Raw genomic sequence first — 22,128 nt, 5'->3', positions numbered from 1 at the left:
TTCTCTGCCGGGTCAGGTGGTGCACTGCGGGTCGCTGGTCGGCGCGGTGCCGGTCAGGAAGTACGCGTCGACGAGCGCGTGCACGCACGAGGATGTCCCGTAAGCGGTGTGACCCTCACCCTTGTAGGTGATGAGCTGCGACTTCGCGAGTTGCTTCGACACGTCGACCGCATCCGCGTAGGGCGTTGCGGGGTCATCGGTCGTTCCGACGACGAGGATCGTCGCGGATCCGTTGTAGCTCACCGGGCCGGGCGTGCGGGTCGCAGCCTCCGGCCAGTTGGCGCAGCCGATGTCGCCATAGGTCCACCAGGGGCCGAAGGTCGGTGCGGCCGCGATGAGCTGGGCATTCTGCGAGGCGATGGTGTCAGCATCCGTCACCGCCGGGTAGTCGAGGCAGTTGATAGCCGTGAACGCTTCGGTCTGGTTGTTCTGATAGCTGCCATCGGGGTTCCGACCGTTGTAGGCGTCGGCAAGCTGGAAGGCGAGCGTCGCATCCCCCTGTTTCACCTGCGCGATCATCTGCGAGAGGTAGGGCCAGCTGTCCTGAGTGTAGAGCGGGTAGAAGATGGCCGTCAGCAGGGATGCCGAACCGAGCTTTCGTCCGTCAGATGACGTGATGGGCGTGGTGTCGACCGCGGTGAGCAGGGTCTGCACCTGCTTGGACGCGTTGTCGACCGATCCCGAGAACGGACAGTTCGAGCCGCCCAGGCAGTCGGCGAGGTACGCCCGGAGCGCGCCCTCGAAACCCTTGGCCTGGCCGATACTCGAGGCGAAACCTGTCGATGTCGGGTCGACGACCCCGTCGATCGTCATGCGACGCACCTTGTCCGGGAAGAGCGTCGCGTACTCACTGCCGATGAAGGTTCCGTAGGAGTAGCCGAGATAGTTCAGTCCGGTGTCGCCGACCGAGGCGCGCAGCGCGTCCAGATCGCGAACGGTGCTCTCCGTGTCGATGTGCCCGAGGAGTGCGCCGGTACCCGACGCGCAACCCGATCCGAAGCTCTTGGCGACCGCTGCCGCGCCGGAGAGCCATTCCGCAGAACCGCGCTTTCCGGGCACGATGTCGTAGAGGTACGAGTCCATCTGGGCGGGTGTGACGCACTTCACCGCGCTCGAAGCGCCGACGCCGCGAGGATCGAATCCGACGATGTCGTACTGCTGCTGCACTTCGGGGTCGACGGCGAAGTCGACGCTGTCCTTCACGAAGTCGAGCGCGGAGACGCCGGGGCCGCCCGGGTTCACGAACAGGGTGCCCTGGCGCGTGCTGCTCTTGGCGGGCTGTTTGATGAGGGCGAGCTCGATCGTGTCGCCGGTCGGGTTGCTCCAGTCGATCGGAACACTCGCCGTGGCGCACTCGAATCCGCTGGCGCACGATTTCCAGGCCAGGGCCTGGTCGTAGAAGGGCTTCAGGTCGGCATCGACCTGCTCACCGGTCGGTGTCGACGAACCGGCCGCTGCACCGCCGGTCGAGAAGCCGGAGCCGCCGCCTGCAGTGTCTGCGGAGCCGGCGAACCACGTGGTGCAGCCCGACAGAGCGAGGGCGGCAGCGGCGGCGACAGCGACGACGCCGACCAGTCTTCTGCGGGGAGGAACGGTCACGGGTGGGCCTTTCGTGGTGCGGCGCCCGGCAGGGCGACCGTGATGAGCATCGCTTCGAGCGAGAGGGCTGGGGTGACGTTCTGGGCGATACGGCGTCGCGCATCGGCGATGGAGTCCATCACGGCGAGCGTGTCGGCGGGTTCGGTGCGGGCCGCAAGCGCGTCGATGTCCCGCTGGATGGCCGCGTTGATCGGCTCGAGCCGCGCCTCCAGCTGCTGCAGCAGAACGTCGCGGTAGAGCGAGAGCAGGTCGACCAGGATGCGGTCGATCCCGTCTCGGAGGCTTCTCGTCGCACGCCGCTTCTGGTCGTCTTCGAGCTGTTTGACCTGCGAGCGGAGCCCAGACGGAACGGCCTGGCCCGGCTCGACCCCGAGGCTCCGGAGGGTGCTCTCACGTTCTTCGGCGTCCCGTTCGTCCGTGATGGCCAGCGCATCGTCTTTCGCGAGCTCGAGCAACCGAGCAGCCGCCATGACCGCCTGCGGCACGCTCTGAATGCCGAGGGCCACCGACAGCGTCTCGTCACGCCTGGCGCGGGCGTCTGCATTCGTGGCGAGACGATGGGCCATCCCGATGTGGCTCTGGGCCTCCCGGGCAGCGCGGTGCGCCGTCTCCGGGGTGACGCCGTCGCGCCGTTCGAGAAGAGCCGCGACATCCTCGGTGCTCGGCACCCGCAACCGAACCGAACGCACCCGCGATCGGATGGTCGGCAGCAGATCCGCCTCGCTCGGCGCGCAGAGAATCCACACCGTGCGCTCGGGCGGTTCCTCGAGCGCCTTCAGCAGCACGTTCGACGTGCGTTCGACCATCCTGTCGGCGTCTTCGATCACCATCACCCGGTACCTCGACACCGACGGCGAGAACTGGGAACTCGCCACGAGGGTGCGAACCTCCTCGATCGAGATGATGACGCGATCGGTGCTGAGCACTGCGAGGTCGGGATGGGTTCGCGCGGCGACCTGCCGGCAGTCGCGGCAGTGGCCGCAGCCGCCGTCGCGGCAGAGGAGCGCAGAGGCGAAGGCATAGGCGAGGTTCGATCGGCCGGAACCGGGTGGGCCGGTGATGAGCCAGGAGTGCGTCATCGCGCCGCCCACGTTCCCGGCGGCATCGCGGAACACATCGATGGCCTCGGACTGGCCGGTCAGTTCGTCCCACACGCTCATAGAGACAACTTACCTGCCGGGGCTGGAGAGAAGCGGTGCAAGACGGGCCCTGATCAACGCTGAGATCTCGAGCGGGGGCAGGGCGCCGTCGACAACGAGAAACCGTTCGGGCTCCTCCCTGGCGATCGACAGGAACGACTCCCGGACGCGCCCATGGAACGCGCCCTTCTCCGCTTCGAGCCTGTCGAATCGCTTCTGCGCACTGTTCAGTCGATCGCGTGCCAGATCTTCGTCGAGATCGACGAGAATCGTGAGATCGGGCGCCAGGCCCTCGGTCGCCCACTCGGAGAGCCGCCTTATCTCGGAGCCGTCGAGCACGCGGCCGGCTCCCTGGTAGGCGACCGACGAGTCGATGTAGCGATCCTGGATGACCACCTCACCCCGCTCGATCGCCGGCCGCACCTTCGTGGCGATGTGCTGGGCCCGGTCGGCGGCGTAGAGCAGGGCCTCCGCGCGATCGGTGATGTGCCCGCGGCTGTGCAGCACGATCTCCCGCACCTCGAGCCCGAAGTCGGTGCCACCGGGTTCGCGGGTGCGGAGCACCGTCCGACCTTCGGCGATCATCCATTCCTCGAGGAGGGCCGCCTGAGTGGACTTGCCGGCCCCATCGCCACCCTCGATGGTGACGAAGAGGCCGCGCTTGGCGAGATCGGTCACTTTTTGGGAGCAGCCTTTCGGGCGGGGGCCTTCCGGGTGGTCGTGCTGGCCGCTCGCTTGGTGGTGGTGCGCGGCTTCGCCGGCCCCTTCGCACGCTTGTCGGCGAGCAGTTGCACGGCGCGGTCGAAATCGATCTCCTCGATGGACTCGGCCTTCGGGATGGTGGCGTTCGTGACCCCATCGGTCACGTAGGCACCGAAGCGGCCGTCCTTGATCTTGATGGCCTTGCCGCTCTCAGGATCGGGCTCGTCGAAGTCCTTCAGGGCACTGGATGCCCGCCTGGCCCCGTATTTGGGCTGGGCGAAGAGCTCGAGCGCACCGGGCAGGTCGATCTCGAAGATCAGATCCTCGTTGTCGAGCGAGCGGGTGTCGACGCCCTTCTTCAGGTAGGGGCCGAACTTGCCGTTCTGGGCCAGGATCGGTTCGGAGGACTCCGGATCCGCGCCCACCGTGCGGGGCAGGCTCAGAAGCTTCAGGGCGGTGTCGATGTCGATCGCCGCGAGGTCCATCGACTTGAAGAGCGAGGCCGTGCGGGGTTTCACCGCAGCGGCCTTGGCCGGAGCCTTCTTTGCGGCAGGCTTCTTGGCGGCAGTCTTCCTGGCCGCCGTGCCGGCGGTCGCCTTGGCCGTCGATGCGTTCGCCGCCGGGGGCTCCACCAGGAGCGCGGCGGCAGCGAGCAACTCCGCAGCGGCCGCAGCCTCCTGCTCGGCGGTCAGTTCGGGGTCGACCTCCGTGATGTAGGGGCCGAAGCGGCCGTCCTTCGCCACGACGTTCTTGCCGTTCTCGGGGTTCACGCCGATGACACGATCCACCACCACGGGGGCGTTGATGAGTTCTTCGGCCTTGTCGAGGGTGAGCTCGTCGGGGGCCAGCTCCGGCGGGATGTTGACACGACGCGGCGTCTTGAGCTCGCCGGTGGCCAGGTCGACGCCGTCATCTTCTGCGACTTCGAGGTAGGGGCCGTACTTTCCGATTCGCAGGGTGATCTCGTCGGAGAGGGCGATCGAGTTGATCGCCTTGGCGTCGATGTCGCCCAGATTGTCGATCACGTCGCGGAGGCCGCGGTGGTCGTCGTTGCCGAAGTAGAACCCGTTGAGCCAGTCGACCCTGTCTTCCTCGCCGCCCGCGATCTTGTCGAGGTCGTTCTCGAGTTCGGCCGTGAACTCGTAGTTCACCAGTTCGGAGAAGAACTCCTCGAGCAGACGGATGACCGAGAACGCGATCCAGTTCGGAACAAGCGCCTGGCCGCGCGGGGTCACGTAGCCACGGTCGATGATGGTCGAGATGATCGACGCATAGGTCGAGGGGCGGCCGATGCCGAGCTCGTCGAGCGTCTTCACGAGGCTTGCCTCCGTGTAGCGCGGGGGCGGGCTTGTCTCATGCCCGGCGGCTTCGACGTCGACCGCACGCAGCGCCTGTCCCTTGGTGAGGGGCGGCAGCTTCGACTCGGTCGGTTCGTTGGAGGCGTTCCGCTCCTCGTCGACGCTCTCCTCGTAGGCGAGCATGAAGCCGCGGAACGTGATGACGGTGCCGCTGGCCGAGAATTCGGCGATCGTCGAGGCGGTGATGCCTTCGACTGGCGTCGGACCGGCCGTGATGGTCACGGAAGCGGTCGAGCCCTTGGCGTCTGCCATCTGCGAGGCGACGGTGCGCTTCCAGATGAGTTCGTAGAGCTTGAAGTCGTTGCCGCGAAGCGTGGACGCGACCTGCGAGGGGGTTCGGAACGTCTCGCCAGCCGGGCGGATGGCCTCGTGGGCCTCCTGCGCGTTCTTGCCCTTCCCGGAATAGAGCCGGGGCTTGTCGGGAACCGTCTCAGCGCCGTACAGCGCCGTCGCCTGCGTGCGTGCCGCATTCAACGCCTGCTGTGAGAGCGACGGCGAGTCGGTTCGCATGTAGGTGATGTAGCCGTTCTCGTAGAGCGACTGCGCAACGCTCATGGTCTGCCGTGCGGAGAAGCGCAGCTTTCGCGCGGCCTCCTGCTGCAGCGTCGAGGTCGTGAACGGCGCGGCGGGGCGGCGCGTGTACGGCTTCGACTCAACGGTGGCGACCTGGATGACCACACTCGGGTCTTTCAGAGCCGCTGCCAGAGCGTGGGCCTGCGGCTCGCCCAGCATGGTCGCCTTGCTCTTCAGCTGGCCGGACTCGTCGAAGTCGCGGCCCGTGGCGATGCGATCGCCGTTGACGCGCACGAGCCGGGCGGCGAACGACTGCGCGCCTGCTCCGGATGCCGCGTCGGCGAGGGTGGCGTTGAGGTCCCAGTAGCTCGCGGCGGTGAAAGCCAGGCGCTCACGCTCACGCTCGACGACAAGTCGGGTGGCGGCGGACTGCACACGGCCCGCGGAGAGACCCGGGCCGACCTTCCGCCAGAGCACGGGCGAGATCTCGTAGCCGTAGAGACGGTCGAGGATGCGTCGGGTCTCCTGCGCGTCGACGAGGGCCTCGTCGATGTCACGCGTGTTGTCGCGGGCGTGCTCGATCGCCTCTTTGGTGATCTCGTGGAACACCATTCGCCGCACGGGGACCTTCGGCTTCAGCACCTCGAGCAGGTGCCACGCGATGGCCTCGCCCTCGCGGTCCTCATCAGTTGCGAGGTAGAGCTCGTCGGCGTTGGCCAAGGCTTTCTTCAGCTCGGCGACCGTCTTCTTCTTCTCGGCGGAGACCACGTAGTACGGGGCGAAACCGTTCTCGACGTCGACCGAGAACTTGCCGAGCGAGCCCTTCTTCAGCTCCGGCGGCAGGTTCTTCGGCTCGACGAGGTCGCGGATGTGACCGACGGAGGCCTGCACCTCATAGCCCTCGCCGAGGTACTGGGCGATGGACTTCACTTTGGTCGGCGACTCGACGATGACGAGCTTTCTCGGGCCTGGCACGGGCACTCCCTGAACACTGGAAACTGATTGCCGACAACGCTTCGGGGTCTCTGCTGAGGGGAAGCGTGTGGCCGACGGGCACACGAGGCCCGTCAGGCACACCATACACACCCTCTGACGGTGTTCACCTAATTGCCTTCCGGGCTCATGGCGCACGGGACTGTGAGCTTGCCCCTTGCGGCCGCGCCCCGGCGGAGGAGTATGGAGGGTGAAACTCAAAGGAGAGGAGTAGACCATCGTGTCTGCAACCCAATTCGGAACCTATACAGCGAAGCTCGTGGACGGGCCGCTCGAAGGCAAGACCATCAGTACGGAATTCAGTCCGGGAGGTGAGGCCCAACCGAGGATCGAGATCCCGACGGATTCTCCCTCGAAGCACTACCTCTATATCCGGGGCAGCGGAATCGAGTTCGGCGAGGGCCCGGAAGCCACCCGCCGCCCGAGCGCGGTCGAGTACCGGTTCGTGCAGGCGGTCTTCGCCTAGACCGTCTTTCGGCGTCACGGGGGCCGGGTCTCGGCAGGCAGCGGGCCAGGCCCCGCACGTGACGTCACCCGCACCTCCGCTCCCAGAACTGTCCTTCCGACTTCGACCGTCGCGACACCGCCCGCGAGCGCACATTCGACAAGGCTGCTTCCCCCGAGGCCCGCAGCGCGCGCCGCAGCTTCACACGGCACCCCGCCCACCAGTCCCGACGCGACATCCGCCGCAGCAAGAGCCGACGCATCGGCATCCGACTGGGCCTGGTGCCTGGCCGCGAAAGCGATCACGAGGGCCATCAGTCCCGCCGTCACCACGAGCACTGCGGCGACGACGGCGAGGGCCAGGGCCGACCCGGCCCCGCGGTCGTCGACCACCAGGCGTCTGGTCGCGGCCCTCACCGGCCACCCGCCAGTGCGCAGGATCGGGCGCTCGCGTCGAAGCCGGCGCTCCCGAATGCGCCGAACCGGATCGGCGCCGAGACCGTGGCGCAGAGGAAGTCCCCCTCGTTCGCGGTGCCGAGGGAGTACTCCCCCAGCAGCTGGTGCAAACGGCCCCCGACGTCGCCTCCAGCTTCACCCCGGGCCAGAGTGCGAGCGGCGACCGCCGCCGCATCGACAACGCGCACCTGGAGGGCTGCACCCTGGAGCGCAGCAACGGCGAGCATCAGCACGAGGATCACAGCGGGCAGCGCCACCGCGAACTCCGCGGTGACCGTTCCCCGGTCGTCCCGGAGCCAGTGCACTGCACGGAGCCCGCGCATCCCGGGAATCACGCCCACATCATGAACCACGCGCACGTCAGGACCCCACCGTGAGGGCACGGTGGATGATGTCGGCGAGCGCCGACCGCACCTCGTCGCCCCGCAGGATGACGACCAGAAGGCCGGCGAATCCCACAGCCGCCATCGTGGCGATGGCGTACTCGGCCGTCGCCGATCCTCTGTCGTCGAGCACCGGCCGAAGTCGTCGGCGCCACTCGCCCCCCGCCTCTACCGAGCTGGCTCCGGGACGCGGTTCGCGGATCGTGGTGTGTCGCATGGGGTACCTCTTTCTTGGTGTGGAGTGGGTCGGGAAAAGCAGGTGGGGCGAGATCGGGGTCGCCGTGTCATGACGCTCACCACGAACCGAACGTCGAGGTGACGACGGCGAGCAGAAGCGGTGCGACCCCGAGCAACATGAACGCGGGGAGCACGCACAGCCCCAGGGGGATCATGAGCCGCACGGACAACCGGGCGGAGACCTTCTGGCTTCGAGCCAGCGCCTCCCGCCTCTGGTGCCGCGCTTCGCTTCGCAGAAGCTCGGCCGCGGGCACCCCAGCCCTCCGGGAGAGCTCGATCACCTGGCCGACGGCGGTCATCCCCCCGGGTTCGAGCAGGCGATGCGCTTGGAGCGATTCGCCTGCGTTCTGCTGAGCGTGGTCGACCGACACACCTCCGCTCATGGCGACGGCGGTGAGTTCCGCGGCGAGGCCGGTCACGACAGGTCTCGCCGACGCGACCCGGACGAGCTGGGCATTCCAGGCACGGGAGATCGCAAGAAGGCCGACGCCTGCGACAAGACAGACCTGGCCGGGAACGGTCGTGGTGAGAATCCGGAGGCTGTCGAACCCGAGCAGAGCGCCGAGGCCGAGCGCGACGAGCGGCAGCACACCCATGAGCCTCGCTGTCGCCACGGGAGCAGCGAGCGCGACCTCGATGGATCGCTGGTTGTCACCGATCTCCCGGAGCGCTGATGCGACCTCGCGAAGACAGGGTGCAATGGGCGCACCCGATACCGCCGCCACCTGCCAGACCGCAGCCACTGCCAGCCAGGCCTGGGCGGTGCGGGAATCCGTTGCACGGGCCGCCGCGGCGATCGCGCTGTCAGCCGGCACACCACGGGCCACCGCCCGCGCGATCGTCTCGACCACCATCGCGTGCCGCTCGCCACGCTTCGCGCGATCCGGCGCCGGTCTGCTGTGCGACGACCCCGCGTCGGCGACAAGGTACCCCCAGGCACTCGGCGGGGCGACTCCCGCCTCGAGGAGCACGGCCAGCCGCTGCACGACGGCGGCCACTGCGTCGACGTGGCCCGCACCGGCTGACCGGAATCGCCGGGCAGGCCGCGCGGGCCGGTCGCCACGGCCAATCTGCGCAGGCCGGTCGCGACGGGCAACTCGCTCGGGCCGCGCGGGCCCAGCATCCCGAGCCTCCTCCTCGGACCGGGCTCGGCCAGCGGATCGCGCCCGGCGAAAGCTCTCAGGCATGCCGGCCTCCGTTCCCCGCCGCTTCGAGTGGCTCCGAGCGCTCGAGCGACTCCCCGCCCAGGGGGCGCACCTGGAGGCGAGCCCGGTCGTCGAGCATGAAGGCGCCAACCTCTGCCAGGCGCCTGTAACCCCCCGTTCGTTCGAGGTGCAGCACCAGGTCGATGGCGCTCACCGCTTGGCGAGCCATCGCTTCCGGGGTGAGCCCCGCAAGCGCGCCGAGCGCCTCGAGCCGGGCCGGCACGTCGGCCAGGGAGTTCGCGTGAAGCGTTCCGGCACCGCCATCGTGCCCGGTGTTCAGCGCCGACAGGAGTTCGCGGATCTCGCTCCCCCGGCACTCCCCGAGCACGAGCCGGTCGGGCCGCATGCGGAGCGCCTCTCGGAGCAGTCGCCCGAGACTGATGCCGCCCGCTCCCTCGAGGTTCGGCTGGCGCGCTTCGAGAGACACGAAGTGAGGGTGGTCGACCCTCAGCTCGGCGACGTCTTCGATGGCGACGATCCGTTCTCCGGGAGGTGCCGAAGCGAGCAGGGACGAGAGGAATGTGGTCTTGCCCGAACCACCCGCGCCGGTCACCAGAACATTGGAGCGTTCACAGACTGCGGTGTCGACGATCCACCGGTAGTCGGGGCCGGCACCCCCGTTGGGGGTGAAGAATCCCGCTCCGGCGAGGTCGTCGAGATGCAGGAGACCTGCGCGAGGGATGCGCAGGGAGATGAGCGTGCCGCGCGGGGAGACCGGCGGCAGCACGGCGTGCAGCCGCAATCCATCGTGGAGGCGCACGTCGACGCACGGCGAAGCCTCGTCGATGTGGCGACCGCCGAGCGCTACGAGGCGCACGGCGAGTTCGCGAAGTTCGGATTCGCCCGGGCACGACCACCCGCCGACCTTGATAAGCCCTCCACCCCTGTCGATCCAGAGGTCGTCGGGACCGTTCACGAAGACGTCGGTCACCTCGGGATCGCGCACGAACTTCTCCAGCGGGCCGAGGCCCTCTGTGACCCGGGCAAGCGACGGCAAGGCGATGTCCGTCGTGCCGGACCCAGTCGGCGAGTCGGCCGCCCCGGCAGGCTCAGCGATCCCACCCGGCCCCGCGAGATCCGCGGAATCCCGGGCATGCGGAACCGCCGGAGCCGCAGACGGTGCCCGCAGGGACGACCAGGCCGCGACATCCGGAACCGCCCGCCCACCCGTGCCCGGCGCCGCACGCTCGCCGCGGGGCACCCTTCTCGTGGCGACGTAGCGCCCAGTCGTAACTGTCATGCGCCGATCCTAGAAAGACCGGCAACCGGCAGGTCGTCCCTCAGAGCGATCTGTGGACAACTGCCCCCGCCACCGCACTGTGGAGGGATCGTGCACGACATCCGGCACCGCGAACGGCTCCGAACCTGCAGGTCAGATGAAACAGGGGGGTTAAATGAAGGGGGCGGCACCTATTGGGGGAAAAGGTGCCGCCGTAGCAGCGCCTGATTGGGGGGAATCATGATGGCGCTGCATCCAAGTCAGAATCGGCTTGGTAGGCAAAAGTTTACCCGACCGAAACATGGCCGCAAACCGTTTCAGTCGATTCCCAGCAATACGCCGAAATTCGTTCCGAGACGGATCAGGTGCGACGCGATCCGCGTTTTCCGACAGAATCGAGGAGTACCCGGAGCAAAGGAGCACCATGACGAACGGCATCGACAATCTGCTGCACGAGACGAGGCGATTCGAGCCGAGCGATTCGTTCCGCAAGAACGCCGTCGCTTCGGCCGAGCTCTACGACCGGGCATCCAGCGACAGGCCCGCCTTCTGGGGCGAACAGGCCGCCGAACTGCTGCACTGGCACAAGCCCTTCACCAAGACGCTCGACTGGAGCAACGCCCCGTTCGCAACCTGGTTCGACGACGGCGAGCTGAACGTCGCCTACAACTGCCTCGACCGGCACGTCGAGGCAGGCAATGGCGACCGTATCGCTCTCAATTGGGAGGGGGAACCCGGCGACAACCGAACGTTCACATACGCCGAACTGACCGCCGAGGTGAAGAAGACGGCAAACGCACTGGAGAGCCTGGGCATCGGCGAAGGCGACCGGGTCGCGATCTACCTGCCGATGATTCCCGAGGCCATCATCTCGATGCTCGCCGTCGCGCGCATCGGCGCCGTGCACTCAGTCGTCTTCGGAGGCTTCAGCGCCGAGAGCCTCCGCGCCCGTATCGACGACGCGGCCGCCCGCCTCGTGATCACCGCCGACGGCGGCTGGCGAAAGGGCAAGGTCTCCGCCCTCAAGCCGGCTGTGGATGCCGCACTCGCCATCGACGGCGAAAATTCCAGCACCGTCGAACACGTGCTCGTCGTCAAGCGCGGCGAGAACGACATCGAGTGGTTCGAGGGCCGCGACCTCTGGTGGCATGACGAGATGGCCGCAGCAGACGCCGAACACGTGGCGCAGCCGTTTCCCGCTGAGACACCGCTGTTCATCCTCTACACCAGCGGCACCACCGGCAAGCCGAAGGGCATCCTGCACACGAGCGGCGGCTACCTCACGCAGGCCGCCTTCACCCACAGGAACGTCTTCGACCTGCACCCCGAGACCGACGTCTACTGGTCGACGGCCGACGTCGGGTGGATCACCGGCCACACCTATGTCGTGTACGGACCGCTCGCGAACGGCGCCACCCAGGTGGTCTACGAAGGTACGCCAGACGCGCCGCACCCGGGCCGGTGGTGGGAGATCATCCAGAAGTACAAGGTGAGCATCCTCTACGCCGCGCCGACGGCGATCCGCACCTTCATGAAGCTCGGCCGGCAGATTCCCGACGCCTTCGACCTGACCAGCCTCCGCCTGCTCGGTTCGGTCGGCGAGCCGATCAATCCGGAAGCCTGGATCTGGTACCGCGACGTGATCGGTGCCGGCACGACCCCCGTCGTCGACACCTGGTGGCAGACAGAGACCGGCGCCATGATGATCTCGGCGCTGCCCGGCGTCACGACGCTGAAACCCGGTTCGGCGCAGGTTCCGTTGCCCGGGCTGAACATCGAGGTTCTGGATGATGCGGGCACGCCTGTCGGCAAGAACGCCGGTGGGCTGCTCGTCGTCTCCGAGCCGTGGCCGGCGATGCTCCGCGGAATCTGGGGCGACCCCGACCGCTTCGTCGAGACGTACTGGTCGACGTTCCCCGGCAAGTACTTCGCGGGCGACGGTGCCCGGCTCGACAGGGACGGCGACATCTGGCTGCTCGGCCGTGTGGACGACGTGATGAATGTCTCGGGCCACCGCCTCTCCACCGCGGAGATCGAGTCGTCGCTGGTGTCGCATCCGCGGGTTGCAGAGGCCGCCGTGGTCGGGGCCGCCGACGAGACGACCGGCCAGGCGGTGGTCGCGTTCGTGATCGTGCGCGTCGACCAGGTCGGCGATCTCGCCCAGGAGGCCGATGCGCTCGCTGCAGAACTGCGGATCCACGTGGCCTCGCAGATCGGCGCGATCGCCCGCCCGAAGCAGGTCTTCATCGTGGCGGAACTGCCGAAGACCCGGTCGGGCAAGATCATGCGGCGACTGCTGCGCGACCTCGCAGAGGGCCGGGAGATCGGCGACACGACGACGCTTGCCGACACGCAGGTGATGACCATCATCAGCACCAACATCGCGGGCTGACCGGCCTCGCCGCCCGCGCGGGCAACCCCTGAAGAGGATGGCAGCCCCGGTGGCGTCGCTGGGCGACGTATCGGGGCTGCCATCCTCTTTTGCGCGGGACGCGGCGCGGCCGGGGGCGCGCGCGAGGGGGAGGGGACAGGGGGCAGGGGGCGCGCGCTACGCGAACGCGACGATCAGCTCCACCTCGACGGGCGAGTCGAGCGGCAGCACCGCAACGCCCACGGCGGAGCGCGCGTGCAGGCCCGCCTCACCGAAGACCTCGCCGAACAGCTCCGACGCGCCGTTGATCACGCCGGGCTGGCCGCTGAACGACGGATCCGACGACACGAAACCGGTCACCTTCACCACCTGCGTGACCCGGTCGAGCGACCCGAGCACGCTCTGCACCGCCGCCAGCGCGTTGATGGCCGCCGTGCGGGCGAGCCCCTTGGCGACATCCGGTGCCACCAGCGACGAGCCGTCGCCGACCTTGCCGGTCACAGCGAGCGCTCCGTCGACGAACGGCAGCTGGCCCGCCGTGAAGACGAGGTCGCCGTGGACGACCGCCGGCACGTAGGCGCCCGCGGGCGGCGACACGGCGGGGAGTTCGATGCCGAGCTCGGCCAGCCGTTCCGCGATCGCGCTCATCGGGCATCCCCCGAGGCAACGGCACCCGTCTCGTCCTGGCCGGGCGCGGCCGGGATGCCGGTTCCGTCGGGCCCGGATGCCGCGCCGTCGTTCCACGATCCGGCTGCAGCGGCAGCCGACGCGGCGGCGGCGGCGGGCTCCGAACCCTGCAGCGGACGCTTCAGGTACGCCACGATGCCGCCCTGTTCGTTCGTCACGATCTGAACGAGCTCCCAGCCGTCAGAGCCCCAGTTGTTCAGAATGGCCGCTGTGTTGTGGATCATCAGCGGGGTGGTCACGTACTCCCATGTGGTCACGGGGCATCTCCTCAATATCGAATTTCTCAGGTTTGTGACTTAGGCTTCGCTCTATGTCTGCCCCAAAACGTAAGGTTAGCGGCGCGGTCGGAGCCTTCCTTGGCCTTGTGGGCATGAGCGCGCTGGTCGGCGTACTCGTCACAGCCATGGTCACTCCGGCCCTCGCGATCACCGGTCTTGCCGCGAACAACTCTATCGGCGTGTTCGAGAACCTCCCCAGCTACATCAAGCCCGATGCTCTCTCGCAGACCTCCAGTGTCTACGCGAAGAACCCCGACGGCTCCGATGTGCTCCTCGCCTCGTTCTACGAGCAGAACCGGCAGACCGTCGGCTGGAACCAGATCTCCCAGTTCGCGAAGGATGCCCTCGTCTCGACAGAGGATCCGCGGTTCTATGTGCACGGCGGCGTGGATGTGCAGTCCACCTTCCGCGCCCTGGTCGGCAACTTCGTGTCCGGCGGCATCAGCTCCGGCGCCTCGACGATCTCGCAGCAGTACGTGAAGAACATCCTCGTGCAGCGGGCAGAGGCGATCCAGGATCCGGCCGCCCAGGCTGCCGCCTATGCAGAGGCCACCGCCCAGACGACCGACCGCAAGCTGAAGGAAGCCAAGCTCGCCATCGGTCTCGAGAAGGAGTACAGCAAGGACGACATCCTCCTCGGGTACATGAACATCGCGCTGTTCGGCGGTCGGGTGTACGGGATCCAGGCCGCGTCGCAGTACTACTTCGGGGTCAATGCCGACGCCCTCACGCTTCCGCAGGCCGCGAGTCTCATCGCGATCGTGAACGAGCCCGAGGCGCTCCGCATCGACATCGACGACGCACACACCGCAGACAACAAGGCGCGACGCGACAAGGACATCCTGCCGTCGATGCTCAAAGAGCACACCATCACCCAGGCTCAGTTCGACGAGGCCGTCGCCACCGCTGTGACCCCGAACATCACGCAGCCCTCGACCGGCTGCCAGACCGCCGTCTACGGCGCCGGGTTCTTCTGCGACTACGTGAAGCGCATCATCGAGCAGGATCCGACCTTCGGCGCCTCCGACGAGGAGCGCGCACACAACCTCAACACCGGCGGCTACAAGATCTACACCACCCTCGACATGCAGCTGCAGTCGAAGGCATTCGACGTGGTGAACAACTACGTGCCGTACTCGAGCGACAAGCTCGACATCGGCGGAACCTTCACGACGGTCGAGCCCGGCACCGGCAAGGTGCTCGCCATGGCCCAGAACAAGACCTACAGCGAAGACCCGAACTCCGACCCGGCCACGTCGACGGCGATCAACTACAACACCGACTACAAATACGGTGGTTCGACAGGATTCCAGCCCGGATCCTCGTTCAAGCTCTTCACGATCATCAACTGGCTCCAGACCGGCCATTCGCTCGGCGACATCGTGAACGGAGCGAACAACCAGACCTTCGGGCGCTTCACCAACAGTTGCGGCGACTCGGGACCGGCCAAGTACGTCGCAGGTAACGACGCTGGAGAGTCCGGCGGCCGCGCACCCGTGCTCACGCAGTTCGAGGAGTCCGTCAACAACGCCTTCATGGTGATGGCCTCGAAACTCGACCTCTGTGACATCACCAACGTTGCGAAGTCGCTCGGTGTGCACCGCGCCGACGGGAACGACCTGGCGAACGGTCCCTACGGAATCGTGCTGGGTGGAAACGAGATCGCTCCCCTCACCATGGCCGCCGCCTACGCGGGTGTCGCCAACAAGGGCGCCTACTGCTCGCCTGTCGCCATCACGAGCATCATCGATGCGAACGGCGCCGACGTTCCCGCCCCGCAGACGACCTGCACCCAGGCCATCGACCCGAGCATCGCGCAGGCGGCGCTCTACGCGATGCAGGGAGTCATCCAGAGCGGCACCGCGACTCCCGCGAACCCGTATGACGGTACCCCGCACTTCGGCAAGACCGGAACCAGTGACAACGAGAAGGATGTCTGGCTCGTCGGCGGAACGACGAAGCTGGTCTCGGCATCGTGGGTCGGCAACGTCACCGGGGACGTGTCCATCCGGAAGACGACGGTGGCAGGATCCGGCAGCGGCAACGTCGGCAGCGGGCTGTCGCGCCTGTACATGTGGAAGGACTTCTACAAGCAGATCGGTGATTCCTATGGCGGAGACTCCTTCCCGGCACCGTCCCGCATCCTCAGCACCGCGCAGACGGTGACAGTTCCGGATGTCTCGGGCCTCTCCATCGACGCAGCGATCTCGAAGCTCGAGAACGCCGGCTTCAGCGCGAGCGACGCAGGGCAGCAGGACTCCGACAAGACGGCCGGGCAGGTCTCCGGCACTGATCCGGCGGCCGGCAGCAGCGCCCCGAAGAACTCCGACATCGATGTGTTCACGAGCAACGGCAAGCAGAAGCCGTTGTCCGACGTCTCGGGCCAGGCCCCCGCAGCCGCAGCGAATGCGTTGAAGGGGCAGGGCTGGAACGTCACCGTGCAGGCGAGCACCGACGCGTCGTGCAAGCCCAACACGGTGGTGAGCCAGTCTCCGGGAGCGGGTTCGTACAACCAGTCCACGACGAACGTGACGCTGGTGGCATGTCCGTAAAGTCCGTCCTTGGCCTGGGAGCGGCCGCGGGCCTCGGCGCCTTCGCCTGGGGCGCACTGGTCGAGCGGAAGCTCTTCACCCTGCGACGGGTGAGCGTGCCGGTTCTCGCACCGGGTGCCGACCCGATCCGGGTGCTGCACCTGTCAGACCTGCACCTCGCCCCGTTCCAGCACCGGAAGCAGCGGTGGGTGAGAGCCCTCGCGAGGCTGACGCCAGACCTGATCGTCGACACGGGCGACAACCTGGGCCACATCGACGCCTACGACGCTCTGGCGAGCACCCTGGAGCCCTTCCGCGGCATCCCCGGCGTCTTCGTCAACGGCTCGAACGACTACTGGGCGCCGTCGTTCAAGAATCCGCTCCGCTACTTCATGGGCCCGTCGAAGAGCCCCGAGAAGGTGCAGAGGCTCGACATCGATCGCGAGCACGCCCTGTTCGCCTCGCTGGGCTGGGCCGATCTCGACAACAGCGCCTCGACGCTCACGGTCAACGGCACCCGGATCGAGTTCTTCGGAGTCGACGACCCGCATCGTGGGTATGACAAGCTCGAGGCCGCCTCGGCTTCGCTGGAGGGTCTGCGTGAGAGCGACGACGACGCGCCCACCGGATCTTTCACGCTCACCGTCGGCGTCGCTCACGCGCCCTACCAGCGCATCCTCAACTCATTCGTGACGAACGGGGCCCAGCTGGTCTTCGCCGGACACACCCACGGCGGCCAGGTCTGCGTGCCGGGGTTCGGCGCCCTGGTCACGAACTGCGACATCCCACGCAGACAGGTGAAGGGGTTGAGCGTCTGGCGGCGCGGAGCCCGATCCGCTTTCCTGAACGTCTCCGCGGGTCTCGGAACCTCGATCTTCGCCCCCGTTCGTTTCGCCTGCCTGCCCGAAGCCACCCTTCTGACGCTGGTGCCGGCCACCGACAGCTGACGGCGGTCGCGGACCCTCAAAAAGTCGGCTATTCTAAGTAGGTTGTTCGAGCCGGTTCGCGCCGGTGAGTGTGACGATCGGGGTATGGCGCAGCTTGGTAGCGCGCGTCGTTCGGGACGACGAGGTCGCAGGTTCAAATCCTGTTACCCCGACCGTGTTTGCTAAAGAATGAAAAGAGGAAGTCCCCTGCGGGGGCCTTCCTCTTTTCGGTTGTGGGCGGTGTCTGAGCGGACCGTCAGGCCGACGGGGGCTGGTCAGGCCGAGAGACGGCCGTCGCTCTCCTCGAGGTAGCAGACGCCGCAGAGGGCCTCATAGGTGACCTCGTCGCCGTCGATCGCCACCTGGTCGCCGTCGAAGACGAAGTGGCCATTGACCTTCCGCGGGTTGAAGATCGCTTTGCGGCCGCAGCGGCAGATCGTCTTCAGTTCTTCGAGGCTGTGCGCGACCTCGAGCAGCCGTCCGCTGCCGGGGAAGGCGGCCGTCAGAAAGTCGGTGCGGATCCCGTATGCCAATACCGGCACATCGTCGATGAGGGCGATGCGGAGAGCGTCGTCGACCTGCCCCGCCGTGAGGAACTGCGCCTCGTCGACCAGCAGGCAGCTGACGTCGCCCGCGCCAGCCTCGCGGAAACGCTCCCGTTCCGCGAGGAACACATCACGCAGACCCTGCTGCGGTGCCACCAGGAAGTCGACATCGCGAACGACACCCAGGCGCGAGACGATCGAGCGGTCGCCCTTCGTGTCGGTCGCCGGTTTCGCGATGAGCACGCGGTGCCCGCGCTCCTCGTAGTTGTAGGCGGCCTGGAGCAGCGCCGTGCTCTTGCCGCTGTTCATCGCGCCGTACCGAAAATAGAGTTTTGCCACCAGACAACCTTAGGCGTCGTCAGAACAGGGTCGGGGCGGACGCCCCACCTGCACCGGTGCCGCCCGCTGCCGGGACGCCCGGACGGCGGGGAGTGAACGTGCGCTCGTCATCCATCTGCGGCAGCAGCCCGAGCGCCCTGGAACGCACTCCCCCGGTCGCCGGATCCTCCACGCCCCGTGCCAGCCCGTGGCGTGCCACCAGCGGGGCGATCCGTCGCCCGAGCCACTGGCGGTACTCCTTGGGCGCGTACGCGCTCGTGCCGGGGTACAACGACCGGTAGGAATCGATGAGCTCCGGATGCTCGCGCCCCAGCCATTCGAGGAACCACGGCTTCACCCCCGGCCGGAGGTGCAGGGCAGAGTGGAGCACGCTCGTCGCGCCCGCCTCCTTCACCAGCGCCAGCGCACCGTCGAGGTGCGTCGTCGTGTCGGTCAGGTGAGGCAGCACCGGCATCACGAAGACCGAGCAGTCGATGCCGGCGTCGCGAACCGCGCGGACGGTCGCCAGCCGAGCCTTCGCCGACGGCGTGCCGGGCTCGACGGACTGCTGGAGCTCATCGTCGTACACGGCGATCGACATCGCCACGTCGACGCTCACCGAGCGCTGGGCCTCGACCAGCAGCGGGAGGTCTCGCCGGAGCAACGTGCCCTTGGTCAGGATGGAGAACGGCGTACCCGATTCTGCGAGGGCACGGATGATGCCAAGCATCAGCCGGTACCGCCCCTCCGCCCGCTGGTAGGGGTCTGTGTTCGTACCGAGCGCCACGGGGTGTCGCCCCCACGACGGTTTCGCGAGCTCCCGGGCCAGCACCTCGGCGACGTTCACCTTCACGACGATCTGGTTGTCGAAATCCTGCCCGGAATCGAGATCGAGGTAGGTGTGGGTGGGCCGCGCAAAGCAGTACGTGCACGCGTGGGTACAGCCCCGGTACGGGTTGATGGTGTAGCTGAATGGCATGCGGCTCTGGCCGGGAACCTGGTTCAGCGCCGTCTTCGCCAGCACCTCATGGAACGTGATGCCTGCGAACTCGGGCGTCGTCACGGAGCGCACCAGGTTGTCGAGCTGGGCGAGACCGGGCAGCGCAGAAGTGCTCTCCACACCGAGTTGCTGGCCGCTCCATCTCATGGAGCCAGTCGAACATACATTCGAATGTTTGGCAAGCTGCAGAACCACGGCAGCCGTTAACGAAACCAAGCGCCCTCTGCGGTGAGGGGTGTCAACCGCAGAGAACGCTCAGCCTCTGAACATGTAGGGCGATGGTTCCCATCGCAGTTGGTCACCGGATGCCCTACAACACGTTATTCGGAGCATCCGTGAGACCGGATTGCCCCGGTCAGGACTTTTCTTCCGACTTCCCTCTGCGCCGCGCAACGAGGAGCACGACACCGACCGCGAGCACGGCGAGCACCACGATTCCTCCGGCGACGGCGAGGATCAACCAGCCTGCTGCGCCATCACTGGCACTGGTGGTCGTCGACGGAAGTGCACCGAGCGTGCTGGTGCCCGCCCGCCCGCAGTCCGGCGCCGCAGCCGTGCCCGCAGCCGCCACCGCGCCCGCCGGCGGTGCGTACGTGAACGTGATCGAATTGCTCACCGGGTGCCCGTCGGAGGAGACGATCTGCCAACTCAGCGCATAGACCCCGGCATCTCCGAGGGCGACCGGCACGCTCACCGTCCGGCCCAGGATGCTCGCGCATCCTGTTTCGAAATGAGTGGTCGTGGCATCCGGTCCCGTGACTTCGACGATCGACGACGACCCGTCACCCGACAGATCGAGCACGAGGTCGTTGAACGTCAGGCTCACGTTGCTGGGCGGCGCCGTGACGGTCGAACCTGCAGCGGGCGAACTGCTGACCAGGAAGTCGTGCGCCGAGGCGCTGCCGGCGGGCAGCACGGCCAGTCCGACGGCGACCGCGAGTGCCGCTGCAGCCGTTCCTGCGCGCAGGACGGAGATCTTCTTCATGCGTGGTTCCTTCTCTTCGGCAACGCGTGGCTCAACCGATGTTCTGTGTGTGGAATCAGTGGGCGAAACGCGCACACACGGGAGGACCACGCCGCCACACGCTCTGCAGGAACACGCCCAGGTCGCGGTGGTGATCGCGGACGATCGACCACTCTGCTCTGTCGACGCGTGTGACGGGAGTCGGTTCGACGAAGAGAGGCCGGAGCAGACGCCGAAACCGAAGGCCGGCGAGGGCCACGAGGCCCCGGAAAGCCCTCTCACCTCGCCTGAGCGCCAGAATGGTGACGAGTGCGGCGGCGAGATGCGCGATGCACATGCCGGAGCACAGCTGGGCAGTCAGGGCTCCCAGCAGCATCGGTTCCCGGCCACCCGCCATCGCACCGCCGGCGTCACCGGATACACCGCCAACGGCGTCGGAGACGATCAGCAACCCGCCGCCATGGTGCTGCATCGTGCCCACGGCGACCGTCGCCGTGCTTGCCGCACCGACGGTGAACAGGGTGTGCAGGATGACCTGGCTCGACATGACCGAGATCGAGAGTCGCAGCAGGGAGAGCGACCGGCCGGCGAAGGCCACGCAGACGACGCTGGAGAACGCGAAGGCCAGCGCGGTGCCGACAGCACCGGGAGACCCTCCCCCACCGGCGACATGCGAGAGCACGGAGACGAACACCGCGATGAAGGCAGAGGCCAGCCCGCGGAGGACGCGAGCCGGCCGTATATTCACACCAGCCAGTCTATTTTGCGCAGAAAGGGCCTACTTGCGACCGCGACGACGGCGGGCCGGGGCGTTTTCCGGCTCCTCCTCGACGGGGCCTGCGCCGTAGTAGCCGTACTTCTCGTTGTTGTAGGAATCGGGGCCTTTGTTCGGCAGCATCGTCAGCACGACGCCCACAACCTTGCTGTTGATGCTGGTCAGGGAGTTCAGCGCACGGGCGAGCTCGGTCTTCTTCACCTTGCCGGAACCGGCGACCAGAATCGCACCGGCCGTCATGCTGGAGATGATCGCGCCGTCGGTGACGGGCAGCAGAGGCGGCGCGTCGATGAGAACGTAGTCGACCTGCTCGTTCAGCGCCTGCAGGAGGTTCTGCATCGCGTCGGAGCCGAGCAGCTCGCTCGGGTTCGGGGGAATGCGGCCGGCCGGCAGCACATAGAGCTCCCGGTTGCCCCAGCGCTGCAGCACGTCGGCCAGCGGCACGCTGCCGACGAGAACGTCGGTGAGGCCGACGGCACCCTCGAGACCCATGTACTCGGCCAGGCGGGGCTTCCGCAGGTCGCCGTCGATCAGCACGACGCGCACGCCGGTCTCGGCCAGGGCCAGGGCCAGGTTGGCGGAGGTGGTGCTCTTACCCTCACCGGCGATGGAGGAGGTGACCACGAACGCACGGTTGTCGGAACCGGCGTTCACGAAGCGCAGGTTGGTGCGCAGCGCCCGGAAGGCCTCTGCGCGCGGGTTCCGCGGATCCGTGTGCACGAGCAGCGGGTGGGTGTTCGACTCCGGGTCGAAGCTGATGCCACCGATGAGCGGAGCGTCGGAGACCGCGGCGACGTCGTGCACGCCGCGAACACGGGTGTCGAGCGTCGAGCGGAGGAAGGCGGCGGCGACGCCGAAGACGAGGCCGACAATGAAGCCGAAGAGCAGGTCGAGCGGAACTGACGGGCTGGCCGGTGCCGCAGCCGGCAGGGCCTTGTCGACGACCTGCACCTTGACCAGGCTGGCCGTGCTGCCCTCGGGGGTCTCGAGCTGGTTGATGACCGAGTTGCTGAAGCTGTCAGCCGTGGCGTTCGCGATGTTGGCGGCCGTCTGCGGGTTCGGATCGGTGGCGGTCAGCTCGATGATGACCGTTCCGGTCGGCGACGAGGCCGAGAGTTTCGACGCGAGCTGCCGGCTGGTGATCGAGAGATCGAGGTCGGAGACCACGTTGTCGAGCACGGAAGCGCTGGTGATGATGTCGACGTACGACTTCACCTTCGCCAGTGCGTACGAGTTACCCGAACTGAGGTCGTTGACGCTCGGCTGGTCGGAGGTCTGCACGGAAACGTACATCGTCGTGGTCGCCTGGTACTGGGGAGTCGTCAGGATCGCCGCTGCAGCTCCGGCACCGATGCCGATGAGAGCGCAAACGACGACCAGGATCCATCCCTTGCGAATGATCCGAATGTACGCTTCTAATGTCACAGGCCAGAGCCCTCTCCCAGTCAGGCCGGCCGATTCCCCGCCGATCGGTTGAAACTATAC

20 protein-coding genes and 1 tRNA gene are annotated in these 22,128 nt (G+C 67.3%); 5 read left to right on the top strand and 16 right to left on the bottom strand.

Going from position 1 to position 22,128, the window contains the following annotated elements; genetic code table 11:
* Positions 1–12: 12 nt before the first annotated feature.
* Genes B7R21_RS03915 through topA form a run of 4 tightly spaced genes read right to left on the bottom strand, consistent with a single transcriptional unit; the run spans position 13 to position 6,286 of the window.
* Positions 13–1,599 (bottom strand): alpha/beta hydrolase, encoded by a 1,587-nt coding sequence (locus tag B7R21_RS03915; RefSeq protein WP_116281948.1) that lies wholly within the window; start codon positions 1,597–1,599, stop codon positions 13–15.
* The gene (locus B7R21_RS03910; protein WP_116281947.1) at positions 1,596–2,759 is read right to left on the bottom strand and encodes a DNA polymerase III subunit delta'; all 1,164 of its coding nucleotides are present in this window, start codon (positions 2,757–2,759) and stop codon (positions 1,596–1,598) included. The genes B7R21_RS03915 and B7R21_RS03910 overlap by 4 nt, the downstream gene beginning before the upstream one ends.
* 9 nt (positions 2,760–2,768) lie before the next feature.
* On the bottom strand, positions 2,769–3,416 hold the full coding sequence (tmk, locus tag B7R21_RS03905; protein WP_116281946.1) for a dTMP kinase: 648 nt from the start codon (positions 3,414–3,416) through the stop codon (positions 2,769–2,771).
* Positions 3,413–6,286 carry a type I DNA topoisomerase gene (topA, locus tag B7R21_RS03900; RefSeq protein WP_116282215.1) on the bottom strand — a complete coding sequence of 958 codons (2,874 nt, stop codon included), beginning with the start codon at positions 6,284–6,286 and terminating at the stop codon, positions 3,413–3,415. Before topA ends, tmk begins: the two co-directional genes overlap by 4 nt.
* Before the next feature lie 238 nt (positions 6,287–6,524).
* Here topA and B7R21_RS03895 point away from each other — a divergent pair, with 238 nt between their 5' ends.
* A complete protein-coding gene (locus B7R21_RS03895) occupies positions 6,525–6,770 on the top strand; it encodes a hypothetical protein (protein WP_116281945.1) in 246 nt (81 codons plus the stop codon).
* 14 nt (positions 6,771–6,784) lie between these two features.
* On the opposite strand, the gene B7R21_RS03890 is transcribed toward B7R21_RS03895, so the two are convergent.
* From B7R21_RS03890 to B7R21_RS03870, 5 genes are all read right to left on the bottom strand, one after another.
* Complete coding sequence (locus tag B7R21_RS03890) at positions 6,785–7,165, bottom strand: Rv3654c family TadE-like protein (RefSeq protein WP_253259620.1); 381 nt, start codon at positions 7,163–7,165, stop codon at positions 6,785–6,787.
* Positions 7,162–7,563 (bottom strand): TadE family type IV pilus minor pilin, encoded by a 402-nt coding sequence (locus B7R21_RS03885; protein WP_116281943.1) that lies wholly within the window; start codon positions 7,561–7,563, stop codon positions 7,162–7,164. The genes B7R21_RS03890 and B7R21_RS03885 overlap by 4 nt, the downstream gene beginning before the upstream one ends.
* Position 7,564: 1 nt before the next feature.
* A complete protein-coding gene (locus B7R21_RS03880; RefSeq protein WP_116281942.1) occupies positions 7,565–7,804 on the bottom strand; it encodes a DUF4244 domain-containing protein in 240 nt (79 codons plus the stop codon).
* 76 nt (positions 7,805–7,880) lie between these two features.
* Entirely contained in the window at positions 7,881–9,011 is a 1,131-nt protein-coding gene (locus B7R21_RS03875; protein WP_116281941.1) for a type II secretion system F family protein, read from the bottom strand.
* The gene (locus tag B7R21_RS03870; protein ID WP_116281940.1) at positions 9,004–10,269 is read right to left on the bottom strand and encodes a TadA family conjugal transfer-associated ATPase; all 1,266 of its coding nucleotides are present in this window, start codon (positions 10,267–10,269) and stop codon (positions 9,004–9,006) included. The genes B7R21_RS03875 and B7R21_RS03870 overlap by 8 nt, the downstream gene beginning before the upstream one ends.
* 403 nt (positions 10,270–10,672) lie before the next feature.
* On the opposite strand from B7R21_RS03870, the gene acs reads away from it, so the two are divergent.
* Entirely contained in the window at positions 10,673–12,640 is a 1,968-nt protein-coding gene (gene acs / locus B7R21_RS03865; RefSeq protein ID WP_116281939.1) for an acetate--CoA ligase, read from the top strand.
* 156 nt (positions 12,641–12,796) lie between these two features.
* On the opposite strand, the gene B7R21_RS03860 is transcribed toward acs, so the two are convergent.
* A complete protein-coding gene (locus tag B7R21_RS03860; RefSeq protein ID WP_116281938.1) occupies positions 12,797–13,267 on the bottom strand; it encodes a RidA family protein in 471 nt (156 codons plus the stop codon).
* Positions 13,264–13,563, bottom strand: a complete 300-nt coding sequence (locus tag B7R21_RS21100; protein ID WP_437184174.1) for a hypothetical protein — start codon at positions 13,561–13,563, stop codon at positions 13,264–13,266. The genes B7R21_RS03860 and B7R21_RS21100 overlap by 4 nt, the downstream gene beginning before the upstream one ends.
* Positions 13,564–13,616: 53 nt before the next feature.
* Between B7R21_RS21100 and B7R21_RS03850 the strand changes: the two genes are divergently transcribed.
* From B7R21_RS03850 to B7R21_RS03840, 3 genes are all read left to right on the top strand, one after another.
* Positions 13,617–16,136 (top strand): transglycosylase domain-containing protein, encoded by a 2,520-nt coding sequence (locus B7R21_RS03850; protein ID WP_116281937.1) that lies wholly within the window; start codon positions 13,617–13,619, stop codon positions 16,134–16,136.
* Positions 16,127–17,062, top strand: coding sequence for a metallophosphoesterase (locus B7R21_RS03845; protein WP_116281936.1), 936 nt, complete (start codon positions 16,127–16,129; stop codon positions 17,060–17,062). Before B7R21_RS03850 ends, B7R21_RS03845 begins: the two co-directional genes overlap by 10 nt.
* Before the next feature lie 78 nt (positions 17,063–17,140).
* Positions 17,141–17,214: transfer RNA gene (locus tag B7R21_RS03840), tRNA-Pro, on the top strand.
* A gap of 102 nt (positions 17,215–17,316) precedes the next feature.
* Here the strand turns inward: B7R21_RS03840 and B7R21_RS03835 are convergent.
* From B7R21_RS03835 to B7R21_RS03815, 5 genes are all read right to left on the bottom strand, one after another.
* Entirely contained in the window at positions 17,317–17,925 is a 609-nt protein-coding gene (locus B7R21_RS03835; protein WP_116281935.1) for a thymidine kinase, read from the bottom strand.
* Positions 17,926–17,944: 19 nt separating this feature from the next.
* Positions 17,945–19,051 (bottom strand): Rv2578c family radical SAM protein, encoded by a 1,107-nt coding sequence (locus B7R21_RS03830; RefSeq protein WP_116281934.1) that lies wholly within the window; start codon positions 19,049–19,051, stop codon positions 17,945–17,947.
* A gap of 208 nt (positions 19,052–19,259) precedes the next feature.
* Positions 19,260–19,889 carry a copper resistance CopC family protein gene (locus B7R21_RS03825; RefSeq protein ID WP_116281933.1) on the bottom strand — a complete coding sequence of 210 codons (630 nt, stop codon included), beginning with the start codon at positions 19,887–19,889 and terminating at the stop codon, positions 19,260–19,262.
* A gap of 55 nt (positions 19,890–19,944) precedes the next feature.
* Positions 19,945–20,616 carry a hypothetical protein gene (locus B7R21_RS03820; RefSeq protein ID WP_116281932.1) on the bottom strand — a complete coding sequence of 224 codons (672 nt, stop codon included), beginning with the start codon at positions 20,614–20,616 and terminating at the stop codon, positions 19,945–19,947.
* A gap of 30 nt (positions 20,617–20,646) precedes the next feature.
* Positions 20,647–22,068, bottom strand: coding sequence for a polysaccharide biosynthesis tyrosine autokinase (locus B7R21_RS03815; protein ID WP_116281931.1), 1,422 nt, complete (start codon positions 22,066–22,068; stop codon positions 20,647–20,649).
* Between the last annotated feature and the right edge of the window lie 60 nt (positions 22,069–22,128).

It is taken from the genome of Subtercola boreus (genome assembly GCF_003399625.1).
GTDB classification, from domain to species: domain Bacteria; phylum Actinomycetota; class Actinomycetes; order Actinomycetales; family Microbacteriaceae; genus Subtercola; species Subtercola boreus_C.
Note: the sequence above shows the minus strand (reverse complement) of the source record. Positions and strands in the feature narration are given on the sequence as shown.

What these genes read in the sequence shown, in the direction of transcription:
- B7R21_RS03910 (WP_116281947.1), bottom strand. Translation starts at nt 2,759, where the DNA reads ATGAGCGTGTGGGACGAACTGACCGGCCAGTCCGAGGCCATCGATGTG.
- B7R21_RS03880 (WP_116281942.1), bottom strand. Translation starts at nt 7,804, where the DNA reads ATGCGACACACCACGATCCGCGAACCGCGTCCCGGAGCCAGCTCGGTA.
- B7R21_RS03875 (WP_116281941.1), bottom strand. Translation starts at nt 9,011, where the DNA reads ATGCCTGAGAGCTTTCGCCGGGCGCGATCCGCTGGCCGAGCCCGGTCC.
- B7R21_RS03870 (WP_116281940.1), bottom strand. Translation starts at nt 10,269, where the DNA reads ATGACAGTTACGACTGGGCGCTACGTCGCCACGAGAAGGGTGCCCCGC.
- acs (WP_116281939.1), top strand. Translation starts at nt 10,673, where the DNA reads ATGACGAACGGCATCGACAATCTGCTGCACGAGACGAGGCGATTCGAG.
- B7R21_RS03860 (WP_116281938.1), bottom strand. Translation starts at nt 13,267, where the DNA reads ATGAGCGCGATCGCGGAACGGCTGGCCGAGCTCGGCATCGAACTCCCC.
- B7R21_RS03850 (WP_116281937.1), top strand. Translation starts at nt 13,617, where the DNA reads ATGTCTGCCCCAAAACGTAAGGTTAGCGGCGCGGTCGGAGCCTTCCTT.
- B7R21_RS03845 (WP_116281936.1), top strand. Translation starts at nt 16,127, where the DNA reads ATGTCCGTAAAGTCCGTCCTTGGCCTGGGAGCGGCCGCGGGCCTCGGC.
- B7R21_RS03830 (WP_116281934.1), bottom strand. Translation starts at nt 19,051, where the DNA reads ATGAGATGGAGCGGCCAGCAACTCGGTGTGGAGAGCACTTCTGCGCTG.
- B7R21_RS03825 (WP_116281933.1), bottom strand. Translation starts at nt 19,889, where the DNA reads ATGAAGAAGATCTCCGTCCTGCGCGCAGGAACGGCTGCAGCGGCACTC.